The following is a 21,473-nucleotide window of genomic DNA, read 5'->3' as shown; positions in this document are numbered from 1 at the left end:
CCGAGACGCACGACCCCAGGTTGCGGCGAGTGGGCGCTTCAACGCGCGGGGAAAGGCCGGATTGCGGCGAACCGCGCCCACGGCCCGACCCCAACGGGCGCACCAACCCCCGAGCACAACGGGGCCCGGGACGGTCAGGTGCAGTCGCCGGTCGCCACCGCCCGGGTGCGCTCCGCGCCGGCCAGCGCCACCGGGCGGGCCTCGGCGGCGGTCACCGCGAAGCCGGTGTTCGGGTCGTCCGCCGCCGCCGCGAAGATCACCCCGAGCACCAGCCCGTTGGAGGCCACCAGCGGGCCACCGGAGTTGCCGCTGCGCACCAGCGCCCGGATGGTGTATATCTCCCGGGTGACGTCCCCCGAGGCGTAGATGTCCGGGCCGGTGATCCGGTCCACGTCCCGGATCCGGGCCGGGCGGGCGTCGTACGGGCCGTCGAGCGGGAACCCGAGGACGATGGCGTCGGCCCCGACGCCGGCCTGACCGGCGGCGAACCGCAGGGACGGCCCGGGCAACCCCGGCACGCGCAGCACGGCCAGGTCACGGTCGGGGTCGTAGACGACCACCTCACCGTCGTACCGGTCGCCACGCAGCTCCACCGCGACGGACCGGGTGCCCGCCACCACGTGCGCGTTGGTCATCACCCGGTCGTCGGCGTACACGAAACCGGAGCCCTCGATCCGGCGCGAGCAGCTGGGCGCGGAGCCGAGCACCTTGACCACCGCGCGCTGGCTGTTCGCCACCACCTCGGAGCCGGCCAGCGTCGGGTCCGGCGGGGAGACCTGCCGGGCCTGGGTGCGGCCGAGGCCCTTGAAGACCTCGGGGAAGCCGTTGGTGTCGACGGTGTCGCGCAGCGCGGTGGAGAGCTGCTGCACCTGGTCGGGCAGCACCCGGTCGACCACGTTGAGCAGGGCGCTGTTCTTGACCGAGGCGGCCAGCCAGGGCACCGACGACGAGCCGAGCGGCACCGCCACCAGCCACGCCACGATCATGACCGCGAAGAGCGAGACGAACGCCCCGCCGATGTCGTCGATGGTCTTGCCGGTGGCGCCGGTGATCGCGGCGCGCAGGTTGGAACCGAGCCAGCCAGCCAGCGCCTGGCCGATCACCGCCAGGCCGAAGACGGCCACCAGGGAGACCAGCACCCGGGTGCCGGTGTCCGCGAACTGCCGGGCGATCAGCGGGCCGACCTGGAGGCCGAGCAGCGCCCCGAGGAAGAAACCCGAGAACGACAGCGCTCCGATGACGAAGCCCTGCCGGTATCCGCTGATCGCGAACACGAGCATGAGCAGCAGCAGGACGAGATCCACGGCGGACACGGATCAAGGGTACGGGGAGCCCGCCCGGGCCGCGCCCACCGCTTGCCGAACGTGACCGTCAGGTCAGCGGGCCGGCCATCTCGTCGACCTCGTCGGTGCCCGCGGAGGGCGCCGGGGTGGCCCCGACCGGCGGCAGGTCGATCACCCGGTCCCGGGGCCACGGGCGGGCCCAGCCGCCCATCTCGAGCAGGGTGGCGATCACCCCGGCCGTGAAGCCCCAGACCAGCATCCCGCGCGCCGAGAAGGCGGGACCGATCCAGCCGCTGGGGTGCCGGACCCGCATCCGGTTCTCCGGGTCGACCAGCTCGGCGATCGGCAACCGGGCGACGTGCGCCACCTCCGCCGGCTCCCGGGGGTGCACCGGGTGCGGCGCGTGCCACCAGGCGAGCACCGGGGTGACCACGAAGTCGCTGACCGGGATCCAGAGCTTGGGCAGCTCGGCCAGGACGGTGACGCTGGCCGGGTCGAGGTCGACCTCCTCGTTCGCCTCGCGCAGCGCGGTGGCCGGGGCGTCGGCGTCCTCCGGGTCGGCCGCGCCACCGGGGAAGGCTGGCTGGCCGGCGTGGTTGCGCAGGGTGGCGGCGCGCTGGAGGACCAGCAGGTCGGGGCCGGCCGTCGGCTCCTCGCCGAGCAGCACCAGCACCGCGCTTTCCCGGCCGCCCTGCTCGGGCGTGGTCAGCTGGGTGAAGTCCTCGGCGCGGGCGGTGCCGAGCCGGCGCAGCAGCGGGTCGATCCAGGGTGGTGGGGTACGGGTCACGCGGCCACCCGTACCCCGAGGTGGCGGGTGACCAACTCGGCGAGGCGGGTGTCGTCGAGCGCACCGGAGGTGTCGACGTGCCGGACCCGGCCGTCGGCGCCGACGAACACGGTCAGCGGGATGGCGTTGCGCCGCAGCTCCCGCTGCACCGCGTCGCCCTGGTCGACCAGCATCGGGAACCGTACGCCGAAGTCCTCGCCGATGGACTGGGCGCCGGCGCGGCGGTCCCGGCTGTTCACGCCGAGCACGTGCAGCCGGCCGGCGGTGCGCTCGCTGAGCCGCTGGAAGGCGGGCAGCTCGGCCCGGCAGGGCGGGCACCAGGAGGCCCAGACGTTGACCACGGCCGGCCCGGTCACGTCCCGCAGCGCCACCTGCGCGCCGCCGGTGAAGCAGGGAAGGCTCAGGTCGGGCAGCGGCTCGCCCGTCCCGGCCCCACCGTCCGGCAGCACGGCCCCACCCGACGGCGTGCCGACGACCGGCGCCGCCCCAGCACCAGCACCGGCACCGGCACCGGCACCGGCCGACGGTGCCCCGGCCGCACCCGACGGCACGGCCCCACCCGACGGCACGGCCCCACCCGACGGCACCGCCCCGGCCGACGGCCCCGGGGGCGTGGTGCCCGTCGGCTCGGCGGGCCCGGTCGGGGCCGGCGGGGCGGTCAGCCCGGCGCAGTCGGCGAACGGTGACGGCCGCTCGGCCCGGGCGGACGGCCCGGCCGGTTGGTCCGGCTCGGTGGCGGTGCAGCCGGCCAGCAGCAGCACCGGGACGAGCAGCGTGACGAGCGTGCGGTTCACGGCACCTCCGCCACGACCGCCTGCTGCGGCACCAGCGCCGGGTCGACGCCCGCGGCGGCCGCCAGGTCCCGGGCCCGGGGGCCCTTCAGCAGCTTCGCGGCCAGCGCCGGCTCGGTCGGCCCGGTGCCGTACGACGGGCAGAGCTTGGCCAGCGTGCAGGCCCCGCAGGCGGGCTTGCGGGCGTGGCAGACCCGCCGGCCGTGAAAGATGATCCGGTGCGAGAGCATGGTCCACTCCCGCTTCGGGAAGAGCGCGCCGATCTCGTGCTCGATCTTGACGGGGTCGGTCTGCGTGGTCAGCCCCCAGCGCCCGACGAGCCGCTGGAAGTGGGTGTCGACGGTGATGCCCGGAACCCCGAACGCGTTGCCGAGGATCACGTTGGCGGTCTTGCGGCCGATGCCGGGCAGGGTCACCAGGTCGGCGAGCTTGCCGGGCACCTGCCCGTCGTACCGCTCGACGAGGGCCTGACCGAGCTTGATCAGCGAGTCGGTCTTGTTGCGGTAGAAGCCGGTCGGCCGGATCAGCTCCTCCAGCTCGGTCCGGTCCGCCCCGGCGTAGTCGGCGGCGCTCGGGTAGCGGACGAAGAGCTTGGGGGTGACCTCGTTGACCTTCTTGTCGGTGCACTGGGCCGAGAGGATGGTCGCGACGGCCAGCTCCAGCGGGCTGGAGTGGTCGAGCTCGCAGTGCGCGTCGGGGTGCGCCTCGGTCAGTGCCCGGCCGATCCGCCGGGCGCGGCGGGTACGGCCGAGGGCCGTCTCGGAGCTGATGGTCACGCCGGCCAGCCTACGTCGCCGGTACGACCGTCGGCCCCGGCCCCACGCCCGTGGGGACGCGCTCAGCCGGCCGCCGGTGGGCTGATCTTCCCGGCCGAGGTGAACCGGGGGCCGGTGTCCGGGAAGTCCTTCCCGCTGAGTTCCTTGACCAGGCCGAGCCCCTGGCCGGCGTCGTCCGTCACCGGCTTGCCGGTGGAGTTCATCCGGGTGGAGGTGAAGGAGCCGCCGGCGAAGCTGCCGTCCGGGCGCAGCGACACCTTGAGCACGCCGCCCCAGCCCAGCCGGCCGTCGCTGCGCAGCGACTTCCCGCCGCCGGCGAAGTTGCCGAGGCTGTACGCGATCAGCCGGCCCTGGTAGAACTCCATCCCGCGCAGCACGTGCGGTCCGTGCCCGACGATCAGGTCGGCGCCCGCGTCGATCATGGCGTGCGAGAACCGCACCGGATCGCCCCGGTTCTCCCCGAGGTACGTCTCGGTGCCCGGCTTGACCCGGGTCTTGTCCGACCCCTCCGCGCCCATGTGCACCTGCACCACGACCAGATCGGCCATCCCGGCCGCCTTCTTGATCACCTGCTGGGCGGCGTCGATGTCGACCAGGCTGTTCGACCAGACGTACGAGGAGAAGCCGGCCACCGCGACCTTGACGCCCTGCACGTCCACCACGGTGATCTGGTCGGGCGCGCCGGTGTGCTCGAGCCCGTGCTCCTCCAGGGCGCGCTGGGTGTTGGCGTAGCCGCGCTCCCCGTAGTCGTACCCGTGGTTGTTGGCCTGGTTGAGCAGGTGGAAGCCGGCGTCGCGCAGGTGCGCGGCGTAGCCGGGGGGCGCCCGGAACTGGTAGCAGTTGGTCGGGTTGGGACCGCACTTGCCGGTGCCGGTGTCCTCGGTGAGCGGTTCCTCCAGGTTGCCCATCACCAGGTCGGCCTTGAGGGCCTTGGCGACGTCGTCGAAGAAGCCCTTCCCGCCGTTGGCCGGCAGCCGGGACGGCGCGTTGCCCATGATGATGTCGCCGGTCGCGGCGAGCGAGATCGCCTTCTCCGGCTCCTGGCCGGCCGACTCGGCCGGGGACTGCGTCGGCGCGGCGGAGCCGGCCGACCGGGTCGCCCCGGGGCCGGGCTGCCAGACGGACTCCGACGGCGGGTCGTCGCCGCAGCCGGCGGCGAGCAGCGCGACGACGAGCACGGTCAGCGCGGCGGTCAGCCGGCGGCGGGAGCGGAGGCGGGCGGTTGCGGGCATCGCCCGCGACCCTACCGGCCGGGCCGGACGGTGACGACGACCGAACGGCCGGAAGTTCACCGCGTCACCCGCTCCGACCAGGGCACCACCGGGCCGGCGCCGCCGTCGCGCACGGCGGCGTGCACGGCCCGGGCCAGCCGGGCGCCCCAGGCCGAGCGGGGCCCGCCGTACGGGGCGGCCGGCCCGTCGGCGGGGCAGCAGACGGTGACCGCGTCGGTGGGGGTGCCGGTGCCGGGCAGGCCGAGGTCGGCGATCGCCTGGACCTTCGCCTCGGTCACCGTGGCCACCGCGTTCACCAGCGCCGCCGCGCCGAGCCGCACCGGGACGTACCCGATGATGTTGACCGTGCCGACCCGCTGCCCGGGCGCCGCCGGCGTGGGCGCGGCGGCGGGGACCGGGGTGCCCAGCCCGACGGTCGCCCAGACCCGGACGCCGCCGTCGGCGCGGGCCACCACCTCGGCGACGTCCACCCCGGTCAACAGGCCCACCCCGGGTCCGTCCAGGCCGAGCCGGTCGGCCAGCTCGGCCAGGTGGTCGGCCGGGTCGTCCCGGGCGTACGACATGGGCACTGTCGCGTTGACCACCCAGCGGCGCGGGCCGAGGCCACCGCCGAGCGGGGCGCTGCTGACCGTCAGCAGCGGCCGGGCGGCCCGCCAGACGAGCAGGGGGACGTCGTCCCGGCCGTCCTCGGCACGGGTGGTCAGCACGGGGTCGTCGAGCACGGGGAGACCCTACGGCGGCGGGCCGGCTCCCCCGATCGGGTGGCGATCGTACTGCTGGTTCGAGTCGCGGCGGTTACGCCCAACGATCAAGTTTCCAGGGGTGCGCCTCTGATTCCAGCTCACGTGCGCCTAGACTTGGCGACGCGCGAGGGGATCAGCGGACGGCGGACCCGGGCCGACGGACGGCACGCGTAGGCGGAGGTGCGCGATGGACGAGGTACTGGCCCGCAGCGGGATCTTCCAGGGCGTCGACCCGGAGGCTGCCGAGGCGCTCGCCAAGGAGATGGAGACGATCGAGGTCCGCAAGGGCGAGGTCGTCTTCAACGAGGGCGAGCCCGGCGACAGTCTCTACATCCTCCTGTCCGGCAAGATCAAGGTTGGTCGCCGGGCGGCGGACGGCCGGCAGAACCTGATCGCCGTGATGGGGCCGTCGGACATGGTCGGCGAGCTGTCGCTCTTCGACCCCGGCCCGCGGACGGCGACCGCCACCGCGGTGACCGACACCCGGCTGGTCCGGCTGCGCAAGCAGGCGCTGCGGCCCTGGCTCAACAACCGGCCGGAGATCGCCGAGCAGCTGCTCCGGGTGCTGGCCCGCCGGCTGCGCCGGACCAACGACTCGCTGGCCGACCTGATCTTCACCGACGTGCCCGGCCGGGTCGCCAAGAACCTGCTCCAGATGGCCGGCCGGTTCGGCACCCGCGACGGCGGCGTGCTGCGGGTGACCCACGACCTGACCCAGGAGGAGATCGCCCAGCTGGTCGGCGCCTCCCGGGAGACCGTCAACAAGGCCCTCGCCGACTTCGCGTCGCGCGGCTGGCTGCGGCTGGACGGCAAGAGCATCATCATCCTCGACCCGGAGCGCCTGGCCCGCCGCGCCCGCGTCTGACCGATCCCGGACAGCCTCCCGGCCCGGCCCGCCGTCGTGCGGTCCGGGCCGGTCCCGTTCGCGCCGCCGCCCTGGCCACCCGCTCCGCAGCCGCCGGCCGCCCAGAAGCAGGCCGGGACGAACATCGCCCTGCGCGGGCCGGTGGACGGCGGGCCCGGCGGTGTCTGCCGACGGCAGAAGGTCTGGACCCGGCAGGACACGGCCGGTCAGGGTGGCAGGATGATCGAACGAGTCGCCGTCCTCTCCGACATCCACGGTGCGCTGCCGGCGCTGGAGGCCGTACTGGCCGAGCCGGACGTGGCCGCCGCCGACCTGATCGTGCTCACCGGGGACATCGCGGACGGCCCGCAACCGGTCGAGGTGCTGGACCTGCTCGTCTCGCTCGGTGACCGGGCCTGCTGGGTGGGCGGCAACGGCGAGCGGGATCTGGTCGCGGCCCGAGCCGGCCGACCGGCCTCCTACGACGTCTCGAACTGGGCCGCCGCGCAGCTCCGCGACGACCAGGTGGCCCGGCTGGCGGGGCTGCCGCTGACCGTCACGCTGGACGTCGCCGGCCTCGGCCCGACGCTCTTCTGCCATGCCACGCCCCGCGACGACGAGGAGGTCGTCCTGGTCGACTCCCGGCCGCAGCGCTGGGCCGAGGTGTTCGCCGGGGTGCCGGCCGAGGTCCGCACGGTGGTCTGCGGGCACACCCACATGCCGTTCAGCCGGCTGGTCGACCGCCGGCTGGTGGTCAACCCGGGCAGCGTCGGGATGCCGTACGGCAGCTCGGGCGCCTGCTGGGCGCTGCTCGGCCCCGGCGTGCAGCTGCGCCGCACCGAGTTCGACGTGCCCGCCGCCTGCGCCCGGATCACCGCCGAGTCCGGCTTTCCGGACGCCGCCGCCTGGGCCGACGAGTACGTCCGCTCCCGGCACAGCGACCTGGACGCGCTCACCGCCTTCGCCCCGCGCGACGGCCGTCCCACCTGACTCAGCCGGGGCCGGAGACGCCGAACTCTGCATCGACCTCCACCCGGCATCGATCCGTGCCCCGATCGTGATCGAGTGCCGCACCGGCTGCCTACGCTGACGGCTCATGACACCCGCCCCGCCGGTCACCGTGGGGCCGGCAGCGCCTCGCCGCCGGTGGCTCATCGTCGCGGCCTGCGCCGCGACACGTTCGGCTGACGGTCACGAGAAAAAGTCAGTCTTGACTGTTTGTTTCGGCGGCGGCAGGCTGTCCCCGTGCCCGCCGCATCGACCCGCGTCCCGCAGCAGGAGCGCAGCCGCGCCACCCAGGCCCGGCTGCTGGAGGCGACCGTCGACTGCCTGATCGAGCACGGCTGGGCCGGCACCAGCACCACGGTGGTCGCCGCCCGCGCCGGGGTCTCCCGCGGCGCGCAGCTGCACCACTACCCCACCAAGACCGCCCTGGTCACCGCCGCCGTCGACCACCTGGCCGAACGCCGGGCCGCCGAGCTGCGGGCCGAGGCCGACGCGGTTCCCGCCGGCCCGCGCCGACTCGACCGGGTGATCGACCTGTTGGCCGCCGCCTTCACCGGGCCACTCTTCGTCGCCGCCCTCGAGCTCTGGGTGGCCGCCCGCACCGACGCCGAGCTGCGCGCCGCGCTGGTGCCGCTGGAGGCGCGGGTCGGCCGGGAGATGCACCGGCTCACCGTCGAGCTGCTCGGCGTGGACGAGCGCCGCCCGGGCGTCCGGGAGGCCGTCCAGGCCACCCTCGACCTGATGCGCGGGCTGGGCGTGGCGAACCTGCTCAGCGACGACTCGGCCCGGCGCACCGCGCTGCTCGCCACCTGGAAACACCAGCTGTCCACCCTGCTCACCCCCGACGAGGCCGCGCGCCGCCCCGGCCGCGCCGACGCCGACGGACGGCACTGACCCTGACCGGCCCACCCCGCCCGGAGGCACGATGGTCGACCACACCGCACTGCTCACCGAGCTGGCCGCCGAGTCGGCACAGCTCGACGCCCTGGTCGCGGCGCTGCCGGCACCGGCGTGGGACCGACCGACACCCGCTCCCGGCTGGACGGTGGCACACCAGATCGCGCACCTCGCCTGGACCGACCACGTGAGCCGGTTGGCCGCCACCGACGCCGAGGCGTTCTACGCCACCGTGGCCGCCGCCCCCGACCCGGCCCGGCTGGTCGACGACGGGGCCGCATCCTTCCTGGCCCCGCCGGCCGAGCTGCTGACCCGTTGGCGGGCCGGGCGCGACGCCCTGGCGACCGCGCTCGCCGCCGTGCCGGCCACCGAGAAGCTGCCCTGGTTCGGCACCCGGATGTCCGCCGCCTCGATGGCCACCGCCCGGCTCATGGAGACCTGGGCGCACGGCGAGGACGTGGCCGACACGCTCGGCGTGCGGCGTACCCCGACCGACCGGCTGCGGCACGTGGCGCACCTCGGCTTCCGTACCCTCGGGCACGGCTTCGCCGCCCACGGCCGGGCCGTGCCGGCGGTGCCGGTCCGGGTCGAGCTGGCCGCACCCGACGGCGGGACCTGGACGTTCGGGCCGGCGGAGGCCGCCGACCGGGTCACCGGCCCGGCGCTGGACTTCTGCCTGCTGGTCACCCAGCGCCGGCACCGCGGCGACCTGGCCCTGGTCGCCACCGGCCCGATCGCCGACGAGTGGCTGGACGTGGCCCAGGCGTTCGCCGGCCCACCCGGCGGCAAGCGGGAGCCGGCGGGCCGCGAGGTGACCGCGTGAGCGAGGCGGGTCCCGACGGCGCGCGGCCGGTGACGGCGGGTGACCCGCCGGGCGTGTTGCGGGTGGGGAACGCCTCCGGCTTCTACGGCGACCGGTTCGCCGCCTGGCGGGAGATGCTCGACGGCGGTGAGCTGGACGTGCTCACCGGCGACTACCTGGCCGAGCTGACCATGCTGATCCTCGGCCGGGACCGGCTGCGCGACCCCTCCCTGGGCTACGCGAAGACGTTCCTGCGCCAGGCCGAGGGCTGCCTCGGCACCGCGCTGGACCGGGGCGTGAAGATCGTGACCAACGCCGGCGGCCTCAACCCCGCCGGCCTGGCCGCCGCGATCGGCGCGCTCGCCGACCGACTCGGCCTGACCGTGCGGATCGGGTACGTCGAGGGCGACGCGCTCGACCGGCCGGACGCGTTGACCGCCAACGCCTACCTGGGGGCGTTCGGCATCGCCGCCTGCCTCGACGCCGGGGCGGACGTGGTGGTGACCGGCCGGGTCACCGACGCCTCGCTGGCGGTCGGGCCGGCCATCGCCCGGTTCGGTTGGGGGCGGGACGACCTGGACGCGCTGGCCGGCGCGACCGTGGCCGGGCACCTGATCGAGTGCGGCGCGCAGGTCACCGGCGGCAACTTCAGCTTCTTCACCGAACTGCCCGACGGCGGCCACCGGCCCGGCTTCCCGATCGCCGAGCTGCACCCGGACGGCTCGTCGGTGCTCACCAAGCATCCGGGCACCGGCGGCGCGGTGACCGTCGAGACGGTCACCGCCCAACTGCTGTACGAGGTGGGCGGCCCCGACTACCTCGGCCCGGACGTCGTCGCCCGGCTGGACACCGTCGAGCTGACCGCCGACGGGCCGGACCGGGTCCGGGTGAGCGGGGTACGGGGCGCCCCACCGCCGGACACCCTCAAGGTCGGGGTGAACAACCTGGGCGGCTTCCGCAACTCGATGACCTTCGTGCTGTGCGGGCTGGACATCCCGGCCAAGGCGGCACTGGTCAGGGGGCAGCTCGAGGCGGCGGTCGGCCCGGCCGGGCTGGAGTTCACGCTGGCCCGGACCGACCATCCGGACGCCGCCGACACCGAGGCGGCCAGCGCGCTGCTGCACGTACACCTGCGCGACGGGGACAAGGCGCGGGCCGGGCGGGCGTTCTCGGCGGCGGCGGTGGAGCTGGCGCTGGCCTCCTACCCGGGCTGCACGCTAACCACCCTGCCGGGCGACGCCACCCCGTACGGGGTGTTCACCGCCGACGCCGTGCCGCAGGGCGCGGTCGGGCACGTGGCGGTGCTGCCGTCCGGCGAGCGCGTCACGATCGCCCCGCCGCCGGTGACCGGTTTGCCGGCGGCCCCGGTACCACGGAATGCGTTGACCGGGGGCCTCTCCTCGCACCCCACCCGGCGCGGGCCGCTGGGTGAGCTGGTCGGGGCGCGCTCGGGGGACAAGGGTGGGGACGCGAACCTCGGCGTCTGGGCCCGCACCGACCAGACCTGGGCCTGGCTGCGCGGCTGGCTCACCGTCGAGCGGCTGGCCGAGCTGCTGCCGGAGACCGCCCCGCTGACCGTCGAGCGGTACGAGCTGCCGAACCTGCGGGCGGTCAACTTCGTCATCCGAGGGCTGCTCGGCCAGGGGGTGGCCGCCTCCACCCGGTTCGACCCGCAGGCCAAGGCGCTGGGCGAGCTGCTCCGCTCGCGGGTGGTCGACCTGCCGGCGGAGGTGCCGGCGTGACCATCGTGGACACTCCCGAGCGCCGGCAGCTGCGCGAGCTGACCCGCGCCTTCGTGACCCGGGAGGTGCTGCCGCACCTGGACGACTGGGAGCGGGCCGGCGAGGTGCCCCGGGCGCTGCACCAGACCGCCGCCAAGATCGGGCTGCTCGGCATCGGCTTCCCGGAGCGGTTCGGCGGCAGCGGTGGCGACCTGCTCGACTCGATCGTGGTCACCGAGGAGATCATCCGCTCGGGCGGCTCGTCCGGGCTGATCGCCGCGCTGTTCACGCACGGCATCGCGCTGCCGCACATGATCGCCGCCGGCGACGAGTCGCTTGTCGACAGGTACGTCCGGCCCACGCTGGCCGGCACCATGATCGGCGCGCTGGCGATCACCGAGCCGGACGGCGGCTCCGACGTGGCCGGCATCCGCACCTACGCCCGGCGGGACGGCGACCACTACGTGGTGAACGGGGCGAAGACGTACATCACCAGTGGCCTGCGGGCCGACTTCGTCACCACCGCGGTGTGCGCCGAGTTCCCCGGTTCGGCCGAGCTCAGCCTGCTGGTGATCGAGAAGGGTACGCCCGGCTTCACCGTGGGGCGGCGGCTGGAGAAGCTGGGCTGGCACTGCTCGGACACCGCCGAGCTGTCCTTCGTCGACGTACGGGTGCCGGTGGCGAACCGGATCGGCCCCGAGGACACCGGCTTCCTCGCCATCATGCAGCAGTTCGGCACCGAGCGCCTCTCCCTGGCCACGCAGGCGTATGCCACCGCGCAACGCTGCGTCGAGCTGACCATCCGCTGGTGCCGGGACCGGTCCACGTTCGGTCGTCCGCTCGCCGGCCGGCAGCTGATCCGGCACCGGCTGGCCGAGATGCACACCCGCGCCGAGGCGGCCCGGGCGTACGTGCACGACGTGGCGGAACGGGTCGCCGCGGGCCAGCCGGTGGTGACCGAGGTGGCGATGGCGAAGAACGTCGCGGTCGCCGCCTGCGACTGGGTGGTCGACCAGGCGCTGCAACTGCACGGCGGCTTCGGCTACCTGCGCGACGCCGAGGTCGAGCGGCACTACCGGGACGCCCGGATCCTCGGCATCGGCGGCGGCACCACCGAGATCATGAACGAGATCATCGCGAAGGGCATGGGCCTGTGACTGTTCTCCAGAGCGCGCTCGACCCGTCCGCACCCGCGTTCACGGCCAACCGGGAGGCGCTGCGGGAACGTCTCGCCGAGCTGGAGGCCGCGCTCGACCAGGCCCGCGCCGGTGGCGGCGAGAAGTACGTGACCCGGCACCACAAGCGCGGCAAGCTGCTGCCCCGGGAGCGGATCGAGCTGCTGCTCGACCCGGACAGCCCGTTTTTGGAGCTGTCCCCGGTGGCCGCGTACGGCACAGACTTCCCGGTCGGGGCCAGCACGGTGACCGGCATCGGCGTGGTCGAGGGGGTGGAGTGCCTGGTCATCGCCAACGACCCGACGGTACGCGGCGGCGCGATCAACCCGTGGTCGCTGGCGAAGACCCGGCGGGCCGGTGAGATCGCGCTGGCCAACCGGCTGCCGATGGTGAACCTGGTCGAGTCGGCCGGCGCGGACCTGCCCACCCAGGCGGAGATCTTCATCCCGGGCGGCCGGGTGTTCCGCGACCTGACCCGGCTCTCGGCCGAGCGGATCCCCACGGTCAGCGTGGTCTTCGGCAACGCCACCGCCGGGGGCGCGTACGTGCCCGGGATGTCCGACTACACGATCATGATCCGGGACCGGTCGCAGGTGTACCTGGCCGGGCCGCCGCTGGTGAAGATGGCCACCGGCGAGATCACCGACGACGAGTCGCTGGGCGGCGCGGCGATGCACGCCACGACGTCGGGTCTGGCCGACTTCCTCGCCGCCGACGAGCGGGACGGCATCCGGCTGGCCCGGCAGTGCGTACGCCGGCTCAACTGGCGCAAGCAGGGCCCGCCACCACGCAACCCGCTCCCGCAGCCACCGAGGTACGACCCGGAGGAGCTGCTCGGCATCGCCAGCGCCGACCTCAAGGTGCCGTTCGACCCGCGCGAGGTGCTGGCCCGGGTGCTGGACGGCAGCGAGTTCGACGAGTTCAAGCCGGCGTACGGCACCGCGCTGGTCACCGGCTGGGGCGAGCTGCACGGGTGGCCGGTCGGCGTGCTGGCCAACGCCCGGGGCGTGCTGTTCAGCGAGGAGGCGCAGAAGGCGGCCCAGTTCATCCAGCTCGCCAACGCCGCCGACACCCCGCTGGTCTTCCTGCAGAACACCACCGGCTACATGGTCGGCACCGAGTACGAGCAGCGCGGCATCATCAAGCACGGCGCCCTGATGATCAACGCGGTGTCGAACTCGAAGGTGCCGCACCTGACGGTCAACCTGGGCGCCTCGTACGGGGCCGGCAACTACGGCATGTGCGGCCGGGCGTACGAGCCGAGGTTCCTGTTCACCTGGCCGAACGCCAAGTCGGCGGTGATGGGGCCGGCGCAGTTGGCCGGCGTGCTGTCGATCGTCGCCCGGCAGGCCGCCGCCGCCCGGGGCCGGGACTACGACGAGGACTCCGACGCGGCCATGCGGATGATGGTCGAGCAGCAGATCGAGTCGCAGTCCGGTGCGCTGTTCCTCTCGGGCCGGCTCTACGACGACGGGGTGATCGACCCGCGGGACACCCGTACCGTCCTCGGGCTCTGCCTGTCGGCGATCCACAACGGACCGGTGAAGGGCGCCGACGGCTTCGGCGTCTTCCGGATGTAGGAGCTGCTGTGATCTCACGACTGCTGGTCGCCAACCGGGGGGAGATCGCCCGCCGGATCTTCGCCACCTGTCGCACGCTCGGCATCACCACGATCGCCGTGTACTCCGACGCGGACGCCGACGCGCCCTACGCCGCCGAGGCGGACGTGGCCACCCGCCTGCCGGGGCACACGCCCGCCGAGACGTACCTGGACATGGTGCAGATCCTGCGCGCGGCCCGCCGCACCGGCGCGGACGCCGTGCACCCGGGCTACGGCTTCCTGGCCGAGAACGCCGAGTTCGCCATGCGGGTCGGCGACCCCGACCACGCCGGGCTGACCTGGGTCGGGCCCCCGGCGAAGGCGATCGCCGCGATGGGCGACAAGATGGCCGCCAAGGCGCTGCTCGCCGACGTCGGCGTGCCGATGCTGCCGACCTGGACCGACGCCGACCAGGTGACCGACTTCCCGGTGCTGGTGAAGGCGTCCGCCGGGGGCGGCGGGCGGGGCATGCGGGTGGTCCGGGACGCCGCCGGCCTGGCCGAGGCCGTGGCCTCCGCGCGCCGCGAGGCGGCTGCGGCGTTCGGCGACGGCACGGTCTTCATCGAGCGGTACGTCGAGCGCGGCCGGCACGTCGAGGTGCAGATCTTCGGCGACACCCACGGCACGGTGCTGGCCCTCGGCGAGCGGGACTGCTCGATCCAGCGCCGGCACCAGAAGATCGTCGAGGAGGCCCCGGCGGTCCTCGACCCGGGCCTGCGGGAACGGCTGCACGCGGCGGCGGTGGCCGCCGGCCGGGCCGTCGAGTACGTCGGCGCGGGCACTGTCGAGTTCCTGCTCGCACCGGACGGCGAGTTCTACTTCCTGGAGATGAACACCCGCCTCCAGGTGGAGCACCCGGTCACCGAGGCGGTCACCGGGCTGGACCTGGTCCGGTGGCAACTGCTGGTCGCCGAGGGCGAGCCGCTGCCGCTGGCGGCGACCCCGCCGGTCGACGGGCACGCGATCGAGGTACGCCTCTGCGCCGAGGACCCCGCGCAGGGCTTCCGCCCGGCCACCGGCACCCTGCACCGGTTCGCGGTCCCGCAGCTGGCCGGCGAGTTCACTCCGACGAAGGGCCTGCGGTTGGACTCGGGGGTGGTGGACGGCTCGACGGTGAGCGTCCACTACGACTCGATGCTCGCCAAGCTGATCGCCTGGGCGCCCACCCGCGCCGAGGCGGCCCGGGCCCTCGCGGGTGCGCTGGCCCGCGCCGAGTTGCACGGGGTGGCCACCAACCGGGACCTGCTGGTCCGGACGTTGCGCAGTCGGGAGTTCGGCGCGGCGGACGTCGACACCGGCTTCCTGGACCGGCACCCGGAGGTGTTCGCCCCGCTGGTCTCGGCCGACCTGCTGCCGGTGACGGCACTGGCCGCCGCGCTCGCCTCGGCCGCCGCGCGCCGGGCGGCCGCCCCGGTGCTCGCCGGGCTGCCCTCCGGCTGGCGGAACGTGCCCGCGTTCCCGCAGGTCGCCCGCTTCGCGGCAGCGGACGGCGGCGAGATCGAGGTGCGCTACCGGCTGGACCGCGACGGCGCGCTGGCCGAGTGGTCGAGCACAGGTGAAAGGAGGGGCCCCCTGTTAACGCCTCCGGTAGAGGAGGGTGCCCCTCTTAACAGCGAGCCGACGTGTGCGGACGACCCGCCGGCGGTGACGCTGGTGACGACCGCCCCGGATCGCGTCGTGCTCGACGTCGACGGGGTGCGGCGCTCGTTCCGCGTACACCGGGTGGGGTCGGCGGTCTTCGTGGACGGCCCGGCGGGGGCGGCGAGCCTCACCGAGCTGCCCCGGTTCCCGCTGCCCACCGCGGAGCTGGCGGCCGGGTCGCTGCTCGCGCCGCTGCCCGGCGCGGTGGCCCGGGTGCACGTCGAGGTCGGCCAGCGGGTCGCCGCCGGTGACCTGCTGCTGACCCTGGAAGCGATGAAGCTCGAACACCCCGTGCTCGCCCCCGCCGACGGCGTGGTCGCCGCGCTGCCCGTGCCGGCCGGCGGTCAGGTCGAGACGGGCGCCGTCCTGGCCGTGGTCGACCCCGAGGAGGACCCGCAGTGAACTTCGACCTCACCCCCGAGCAGGACCAGCTCCGCGACGCCGTCCGCACGCTGGGGCGCAGGTACGGCCACTCCTACTTCGTCGAGAAGGCGAAGTCGGGGGAACACACCACCGAGCTGTGGCACGAAGCCGGCCGGCTCGGCTACCTCGGGGTCAACATCCCCACCGAGTACGGCGGCGGGGGCGGCGGCATCACCGAGCTGGCCATCGTCTGCGAGGAGCTGGCCGCGGCCGGCTGCCCGCTGCTGCTCCTGGTCGTCTCCCCCGCCATCGCCGCCACGGTGATCAACAAACACGGTACGGAGGAGCAGCGCAAGCGGCACCTGCCCGGTCTCGCCGACGGCTCCCAGAAGATCGTCTTCGCGATCACCGAACCGGACGCCGGCTCGAACTTCCACCGGCTCGGCACGGTGGCCCGCCGCGACGGCGACGACTGGCTGCTCACCGGCCGCAAGTGCTACATCTCCGGCCTCGACGAGGCGGGCCACGTGCTGGTGGTGGCCCGCGTCGCTGTCGAAGACGTCAGTGCTGGCGCAGGGGACGCCGCTGGGCAGAAGTTGAAGCCGGCGCTGTTCGTCGTGCCCACCGACGCGCCCGGGCTGACGACGTCCAAACTGGACATGGAGATCCTCTCCCCGGAGAACCAGTTCCTGCTCTATCTGGACGACGTCCGGCTGCCCGCCGACGCGCTGGTCGGCGAGTCGCTGGACGCCGGCCTGCCGGCGCTGTTCGCCGGGCTGAACCCGGAGCGGATCACGGTGGCCGCGATGAGCGCCGGCACCGGCCGCTACGCCATCGAGCGGGCCTCGGAGTACACGGCGACCCGGAAGGTCTGGGCCGGGCGTTCGATCGGCTCCCACCAGGGCGTGGCGCATCCGCTGGCGCACGCGGCCGTGCAGGTGGAACTGGCCCGGCTGATGATCCACAAGGCGGCCACGCTCTACGACGCCGGGCGGGACCTGGAGGCCGGCGTCGCCGGCAACATGGCCAAGTACGCCGCCGCCGAGGCCGCCGCGCTCGCCGTGGACACCGCCGTGCAGGCACTCGGCGGGGCCGGCATGACCACCGAGTACGGGGTGGCGACGCTGCTCGGCGGGGTCCGGGCCGGCCGGATCGCCCCGGTCAGCCGGGAGATGATCCTCAACTTCGTCGCCCAGCACGTCCTCGGCCAGGACAAGTCGTACTGAGCCGGGCGGCTGCGGGCCGGTGAGGTGTCGCCAGCCCTCAGCCGACCGCCCGGCAGGCGGCGTCGATCCGGTGCACCGGGCGCACCCGCCGGCCCAGCCCCTCCAACAGCGAGTCGTCGACGTGGAAGTCATGGATGCGCAGCCGGTGCCGGGGCAGTTCCTCCTCGCCCGGGCAGAGCACCTGCGCGCGTACCTGGTCGGTCGGGACGTACCGGACGCCACCGCGGTCCTGGAGCAGCACCATGCTCACGTCGTCAGTGGTCACCACGTGCCCGCGGATGTCCTCGGTGACGCCCGGCGCGGACTCCACCGTGGTGACGGTCAGCGGCAGGACCGGCGTGCTGATCACCGGCAACGCCGCCCAGACCAGGGTGGCCAGTACGGCCGCCTCGGTGATCGAGGCGAGCGGCCGGATCACCGCCCCGGGCAGCGGGCCGGTGATCCAGAGCGCGAGCAGCGGCGGGGCGGCGAGCAGCGCCACCGCCAGCCACTCCCGCTGCCGAGCGGCGTCCACCAGCGTCGGGGCGAGCAACCAGGCGTACCCGACCAGCAGCCCGGCCAGGATGAGCAGCCGGGGGATCCGTCGCTCGTGCAGCCGCGCCGGGGTCAACTGGAAGGCGGCCACGAACGCCGGCACCAGCAGCGGCAGATAGAGCAGCTGCCAGGTGATCAGCGCGAGCAGGAAGCTGGCCACCGCGAACCACGCCGGGGTGACGTCCACCCAGCGGGCGAGCAGCGGGCGGCGGACGGTGGCCGGCATCCGCTCCACGCTCACCCGCAGCACCGCACCGAGCGCGAAGGTCGCCACCAGGCCGGTGGAGAGCAGCCGCGCCGCCGTGGTGAGGAAACCGGCGAGCAGGTTCACCGTGCCGACGTTCGCCACCAGCAGCAGCGTGGTCTGCAGCTCACCGCCGGCCTCCACGCCGAGCCGGAGTACGGAGAAGATCGCCGGCACGCCCACCACCGCCGACCAGAAGGACTGGCTGGCCCGGGCGCGCCGTTCCGCCGGATCGCGTACGGCCGGCGGCGGCGTGGCGGGCCGGGCCTCTTCGGTGACGGCGGCGCTCACCTCACCGGCGCCTTGTCGTCGAAGTCGACAAGCTTCGGCACGTTCAGCGGCTGCGGCTGCGACTTGTCCGCCTTCAGCCACGGCCCGAGGGTCCGGTTGTACGCCGTCAGCCAGGGACTACTGAGCCCGCTGCGTCCCTGGAGGTAGCTCTTCTGCAGGGCGAAGGCGACCAGGTCGCGCAGCGCCGGATCGCCGATCGGCACACCGACGCCGAGCAGTTCGCTGGTGCCGAAGGGCATGTCGACGATCTCGAACTCCTTCGGGTACAGCGAGAGGAAGCCGGCGAGGATGGTCTCGTCCGTGCTGACCGCGTCGTACCTGCCCTCGCGGATGCCCCGGACGCAGTCGCCGACCTCCTTGACCACGTACGCCTTGACGTCGTGCTTCTCCAGCTCGGCCTCGGTGGTGGAGCCCCCGCTGGTGCAGATCCGGTACTCGGGCCGGCGGAGGTCCTCGATCGTCCTGATCCGGTTCTTGAGGCGCACCGGCACCATCACCTCCTGGGTGGTGACGAAGTACGGCCCGGCGAAGCTGACCAGCTTCTCGCGCTCCTCGGTCATCGAGAAGCTGGACACCACCAGGTCGACCACGCCACCCTGCAACGCCGGAATCCGGTCCTCGGTCGCCAGCGACACCCACTCGATCCGCTGGTCCCCGGCGAAGCCGAGGAAGGCCGCGAGGTAGCGGGCGATCTCCACATCGAATCCGCCGTGTACGCCGTTGCGCAGTTCCCCCATCAACGGCTCGGTGGTCGCCACCCCAATCTTGATCTTCGGCTGTCCGTCGATGTGCGACTCGCGGAGCTTGTCCAGTACCGACGGCAACGGCGGATCCTTGCGGTTGTCGCAGCCGGCCGCCGCCGCAAGGGTGAGGGTCAGGGCCACTGCCAGCGTGGTGGCGACCGACCGGAGGCGGTGGCGGGCGGTGACGTCGCTCATCGGGTTACCTCGCTGAGGGGAGGACCGGCGGGACACCGAGGGTAACGACGCCCGTCCATCTCCGTGGTGGTGGCGCCGAGGCGCTGTGCACCGCCCGCCTCCCACCGATGCGCGGATTGACAGTTTGCACCGCCGCGAGATGCTTGACGGGTGAGGCGATTCCCGAGGAACGACGCGCGGACCCGAGCGATCGCCGCGGCACTGGCGGCGGCGGCCCTGCTGGTCGCCCTCGCCGTCGGGCGTCCACGCGGCGTCCTGGCAGTGGTGCTGGCGCTGCTGGCGCTGCTCTGCGCCATGGTGGCGGGCGTCTCGGTGGCGGCCGCCCGGCAGGGCGACGACCGGGACCCGGTCCCGCCGGAGCCGCCCCGGCAACCGGGCGGCGGGCCGTACCGGATGGACGCCGACACCCTGGAGACCCTGGACCACCCGGAGGCGATCCGGGCGCTGCGCGAGCGCTACCGCCGGATCGACGGCCTCAGCGACCGGTGAGCGTCGGCGAGTCGAGCGCGTCCACACCCCGCCCGGCCAGGCAACGGAAGGTCCGGTCGGCGCCCGTGTCGTCGGGCGGCAGCACCTCGAGGCGCCAGCCCGTCGGGTAGCGGATGCCGCTGGTCAGCCGGAAGGTCTCCGGGCCGCACACCCGGCGCACCCGCGGGTCGGCGCTGATCGTGGCGTGGGACGCGCCGACCAGCGCGGCCGGCAGTTCACCCAGGGCGTACGTCTCCCAGGTGTGCCGGCCGTCGCAGGGCAGCCGGGTCGCCTCGGCCTGGCTGCCGCGCACCCGCACCGGGCCGAAGCACTCCAGGCTCGGGGTGCAGACGGCCCCGGCGGGCAGCTCGGCGCCGGACGGCCCGCAGCCGGGCAGCGCCCACCGGGCCGCCGCCGGGCTGGTCGCCCCGGTGCCGCCCGGGGTCGGCGCGGTCACCGGCGGGGCGCCGCCCGCCATCCAGGCGCCGGCACTGGCGGACGCGGCCAGCGCGAGCACCCCGACCGAGCCGAGGAACCAGCGCCGCCGCCAGCGGCGGCCGGTGGTCGGCTCGGTGGGATGGTCCGCGCCGGGCGTCGCCGGAGCGCCCCGGCCGGAGCCGGTCTCCCCGGACCTGGCCGGGCCGGACCGGGCCGCGCCGCCGCTGACCGGGGCGCCACTGATCGGCGCGCCGCTGACCGGGGTGGCCGGGCCGCCGAGTGGCAGGGCCGCCAGCCGGTCGCGCAACTCCACCGCGGACGGCCGGTCGCCCGGCTCGTTGGCCATCCCGGCGCGGAGCACGTCGATGAGCTCGTCCGGCACCCCGGGCAGCCCCGGAATCGGCTGGTGGAACATCTCCAGCACGGTGACCAGGCTGGGGTTGCGCTCGGACTGCCAGCGCGGCGGCCGGCCGTGCATCACCGCGTAGAGCGTCGCGCAGAGCGCGTAGACGTCGACGGCCGGCGACGGCGGGCTGTGGCTGAACATCTCCGGCGGGGCGTACGCGGGGGTGAGCACCTCCAGGGTCACCGAGGCGTCGCGCACCTCGGCGAGCACCGCCAGGCCGAAGTCGGCGAGCACCGCCGAGTTGAACTGCGAGTGGAGGATGTTGGCCGGCTTGACGTCCCGGTGCAGCACCCCCGCCGCGTGCGAGTGGGCGAGCGCGTCGGCGATCTTCACCCCGAGGTCGCGGGCCTCCACGGCGTCCAGCGGCGAGGTGCGCATCCGCTCGGCGTACGAGCCGTCGCAGAGCTCCATGATCAGGTAGGGGTGCTGGTCGACGGTGACCCCGACGTCGAAGAGGTCGACCACGTGCGGGTGCGAGGACATCCGGCCGGCGGCGCGCGCCTCGCGCAGGAAGCGGGCCTGGTCACGGTCGCTGTCCAGGGTGCGGTTCTCCACCTTGACCGCGACCTCGCGCCCCACGGAGATCTGCGTGGCCCGGTAGACGGTCGCGTAACCGCCCCGGGCAAAAATCTCCAGATCGGTCAGACCGGGCACTATGGGTGCCCGGAGGGCGCCGGACGGGGTGTCGGTCACAGCTTCGAAAATACCCAATGACCCGGCCCGCTCAGTGGGCCGCGTCCGCCGCCGGGACGGGACCCGCCCCGGTGGTGGCCGCCCCGGACACCGACCCGGACACCGACCGCCGATCGTCCCACCACAATCCGACCGCGGTCGCCACCGCGCCCAAACCCTCCCAGGCGGCCACCGCGAAGAACCGGTCCGGCGCCACGTCCGCCAGCACCGCGATACTGAACACGGTGAACGTGACCAGCCGGAAGACCACGGTGAACCGGAAGAAGGCCCGCCACTCGGTCACCGTCGCCAGCAGGTAGTAGACCCCCATGTTGAACGAGGCCATCGAGGACGCCATCAGGAAGGTGCCCGTGTAGTCCCCGGCGCCGCGCTCGGCCGGCACCGCGAAGCCGAGCATCCGCAACTGGGTCTCCGGCCAGATCAGTCCGAGCGCGCCGAGCACCACCGCCAGCACACCGAACACCGCGATCGTCCACCCCGCACCGGATCGCGGCAGCCTCATTCGTCCTCCCCCGGCCCCGGGCCGCCATCGTGGACGGCCGCTGTCGACCCCGACACGCTAGCGGTCACTACCG

20 protein-coding genes are annotated in these 21,473 nt (G+C 74.3%); 10 read left to right on the top strand and 10 right to left on the bottom strand.

The window, feature by feature from the left end; all coding sequences use genetic code 11:
• Positions 1-134 precede the first annotated feature (134 nt).
• The 6 genes from K7640_RS26795 to K7640_RS26770 form a co-directional block, all read right to left on the bottom strand.
• On the bottom strand, positions 135-1,313 hold the full coding sequence (locus K7640_RS26795; protein ID WP_222957706.1) for a MarP family serine protease: 1,179 nt from the start codon (positions 1,311-1,313) through the stop codon (positions 135-137).
• A gap of 58 nt (positions 1,314-1,371) precedes the next feature.
• A complete protein-coding gene (locus K7640_RS26790; protein ID WP_222957705.1) occupies positions 1,372-2,070 on the bottom strand; it encodes a CoA pyrophosphatase in 699 nt (232 codons plus the stop codon).
• Positions 2,067-2,864 (bottom strand): TlpA disulfide reductase family protein, encoded by a 798-nt coding sequence (locus tag K7640_RS26785; RefSeq protein WP_222957704.1) that lies wholly within the window; start codon positions 2,862-2,864, stop codon positions 2,067-2,069. The genes K7640_RS26790 and K7640_RS26785 overlap by 4 nt, the downstream gene beginning before the upstream one ends.
• The gene (nth, locus tag K7640_RS26780; protein WP_222957703.1) at positions 2,861-3,637 is read right to left on the bottom strand and encodes an endonuclease III; all 777 of its coding nucleotides are present in this window, start codon (positions 3,635-3,637) and stop codon (positions 2,861-2,863) included. The genes K7640_RS26785 and nth overlap by 4 nt, the downstream gene beginning before the upstream one ends.
• 62 nt (positions 3,638-3,699) lie before the next feature.
• Positions 3,700-4,869 (bottom strand): CapA family protein, encoded by a 1,170-nt coding sequence (locus K7640_RS26775; protein WP_222957702.1) that lies wholly within the window; start codon positions 4,867-4,869, stop codon positions 3,700-3,702.
• A gap of 56 nt (positions 4,870-4,925) precedes the next feature.
• On the bottom strand, positions 4,926-5,591 hold the full coding sequence (locus tag K7640_RS26770; RefSeq protein ID WP_222957701.1) for an adenosylcobinamide amidohydrolase: 666 nt from the start codon (positions 5,589-5,591) through the stop codon (positions 4,926-4,928).
• A 208-nt stretch (positions 5,592-5,799) separates the two neighbouring features.
• On the opposite strand from K7640_RS26770, the gene K7640_RS26765 reads away from it, so the two are divergent.
• From K7640_RS26765 to K7640_RS26725, 9 genes are all read left to right on the top strand, one after another.
• Positions 5,800-6,477, top strand: coding sequence for a Crp/Fnr family transcriptional regulator (locus tag K7640_RS26765; protein WP_007073398.1), 678 nt, complete (start codon positions 5,800-5,802; stop codon positions 6,475-6,477).
• Between the two features lie 219 nt (positions 6,478-6,696).
• On the top strand, positions 6,697-7,446 hold the full coding sequence (locus K7640_RS26760; protein WP_222957700.1) for a metallophosphoesterase: 750 nt from the start codon (positions 6,697-6,699) through the stop codon (positions 7,444-7,446).
• A 255-nt stretch (positions 7,447-7,701) separates the two neighbouring features.
• Positions 7,702-8,355, top strand: coding sequence for a TetR/AcrR family transcriptional regulator (locus tag K7640_RS26755; RefSeq protein WP_222957699.1), 654 nt, complete (start codon positions 7,702-7,704; stop codon positions 8,353-8,355).
• A gap of 31 nt (positions 8,356-8,386) precedes the next feature.
• Complete coding sequence (locus K7640_RS26750; protein WP_222957698.1) at positions 8,387-9,181, top strand: TIGR03084 family metal-binding protein; 795 nt, start codon at positions 8,387-8,389, stop codon at positions 9,179-9,181.
• Positions 9,178-10,902: an acyclic terpene utilization AtuA family protein gene (locus tag K7640_RS26745; protein WP_374198128.1), complete on the top strand. Its 1,725-nt coding sequence runs from the start codon at positions 9,178-9,180 to the stop codon at positions 10,900-10,902. The genes K7640_RS26750 and K7640_RS26745 overlap by 4 nt, the downstream gene beginning before the upstream one ends.
• Entirely contained in the window at positions 10,899-12,038 is a 1,140-nt protein-coding gene (locus K7640_RS26740; protein WP_222957697.1) for an acyl-CoA dehydrogenase family protein, read from the top strand. Before K7640_RS26745 ends, K7640_RS26740 begins: the two co-directional genes overlap by 4 nt.
• Positions 12,035-13,636 (top strand): acyl-CoA carboxylase subunit beta, encoded by a 1,602-nt coding sequence (locus tag K7640_RS26735; protein WP_222957696.1) that lies wholly within the window; start codon positions 12,035-12,037, stop codon positions 13,634-13,636. Before K7640_RS26740 ends, K7640_RS26735 begins: the two co-directional genes overlap by 4 nt.
• An 8-nt stretch (positions 13,637-13,644) precedes the next feature.
• Positions 13,645-15,699 carry a biotin carboxylase N-terminal domain-containing protein gene (locus K7640_RS26730; protein WP_222957695.1) on the top strand — a complete coding sequence of 685 codons (2,055 nt, stop codon included), beginning with the start codon at positions 13,645-13,647 and terminating at the stop codon, positions 15,697-15,699.
• Positions 15,696-16,886 carry an acyl-CoA dehydrogenase family protein gene (locus tag K7640_RS26725; protein WP_222957694.1) on the top strand — a complete coding sequence of 397 codons (1,191 nt, stop codon included), beginning with the start codon at positions 15,696-15,698 and terminating at the stop codon, positions 16,884-16,886. The genes K7640_RS26730 and K7640_RS26725 overlap by 4 nt, the downstream gene beginning before the upstream one ends.
• Before the next feature lie 37 nt (positions 16,887-16,923).
• Here K7640_RS26725 and K7640_RS26720 read toward each other — a convergent pair whose 3' ends face one another.
• On the bottom strand, positions 16,924-17,955 hold the full coding sequence (locus tag K7640_RS26720; RefSeq protein ID WP_222957693.1) for a hypothetical protein: 1,032 nt from the start codon (positions 17,953-17,955) through the stop codon (positions 16,924-16,926).
• The gene (locus K7640_RS26715; protein WP_222957692.1) at positions 17,952-18,893 is read right to left on the bottom strand and encodes a transporter substrate-binding domain-containing protein; all 942 of its coding nucleotides are present in this window, start codon (positions 18,891-18,893) and stop codon (positions 17,952-17,954) included. Before K7640_RS26715 ends, K7640_RS26720 begins: the two co-directional genes overlap by 4 nt.
• 150 nt (positions 18,894-19,043) lie before the next feature.
• On the opposite strand from K7640_RS26715, the gene K7640_RS26710 reads away from it, so the two are divergent.
• Entirely contained in the window at positions 19,044-19,382 is a 339-nt protein-coding gene (locus K7640_RS26710) for a hypothetical protein (RefSeq protein WP_222957691.1), read from the top strand.
• On the opposite strand, the gene K7640_RS26705 is transcribed toward K7640_RS26710, so the two are convergent.
• Positions 19,369-20,898, bottom strand: coding sequence for a serine/threonine-protein kinase (locus K7640_RS26705; protein ID WP_222957690.1), 1,530 nt, complete (start codon positions 20,896-20,898; stop codon positions 19,369-19,371). The two genes, K7640_RS26710 and K7640_RS26705, sit on opposite strands and share 14 nt — an antisense overlap.
• A gap of 31 nt (positions 20,899-20,929) precedes the next feature.
• A complete protein-coding gene (locus tag K7640_RS26700; RefSeq protein ID WP_222957689.1) occupies positions 20,930-21,400 on the bottom strand; it encodes a hypothetical protein in 471 nt (156 codons plus the stop codon).
• Between the last annotated feature and the right edge of the window lie 73 nt (positions 21,401-21,473).

The organism is Micromonospora sp. PLK6-60, assembly GCF_019890675.1.
Classification (GTDB): Bacteria; Actinomycetota; Actinomycetes; order Mycobacteriales; family Micromonosporaceae; genus Micromonospora.
Note: the sequence above shows the minus strand (reverse complement) of the source record. Positions and strands in the feature narration are given on the sequence as shown.

Bases quoted from the DNA above. Each gene is read 5' to 3' on its own strand.
- K7640_RS26715 (WP_222957692.1), bottom strand. From the start codon at position 18,893: ATGAGCGACGTCACCGCCCGCCACCGCCTCCGGTCGGTCGCCACCACG.
- K7640_RS26750 (WP_222957698.1), top strand. From the start codon at position 8,387: ATGGTCGACCACACCGCACTGCTCACCGAGCTGGCCGCCGAGTCGGCA.
- K7640_RS26765 (WP_007073398.1), top strand. From the start codon at position 5,800: ATGGACGAGGTACTGGCCCGCAGCGGGATCTTCCAGGGCGTCGACCCG.
- K7640_RS26700 (WP_222957689.1), bottom strand. From the start codon at position 21,400: ATGAGGCTGCCGCGATCCGGTGCGGGGTGGACGATCGCGGTGTTCGGT.
- K7640_RS26775 (WP_222957702.1), bottom strand. From the start codon at position 4,869: ATGCCCGCAACCGCCCGCCTCCGCTCCCGCCGCCGGCTGACCGCCGCG.
- K7640_RS26760 (WP_222957700.1), top strand. From the start codon at position 6,697: ATGATCGAACGAGTCGCCGTCCTCTCCGACATCCACGGTGCGCTGCCG.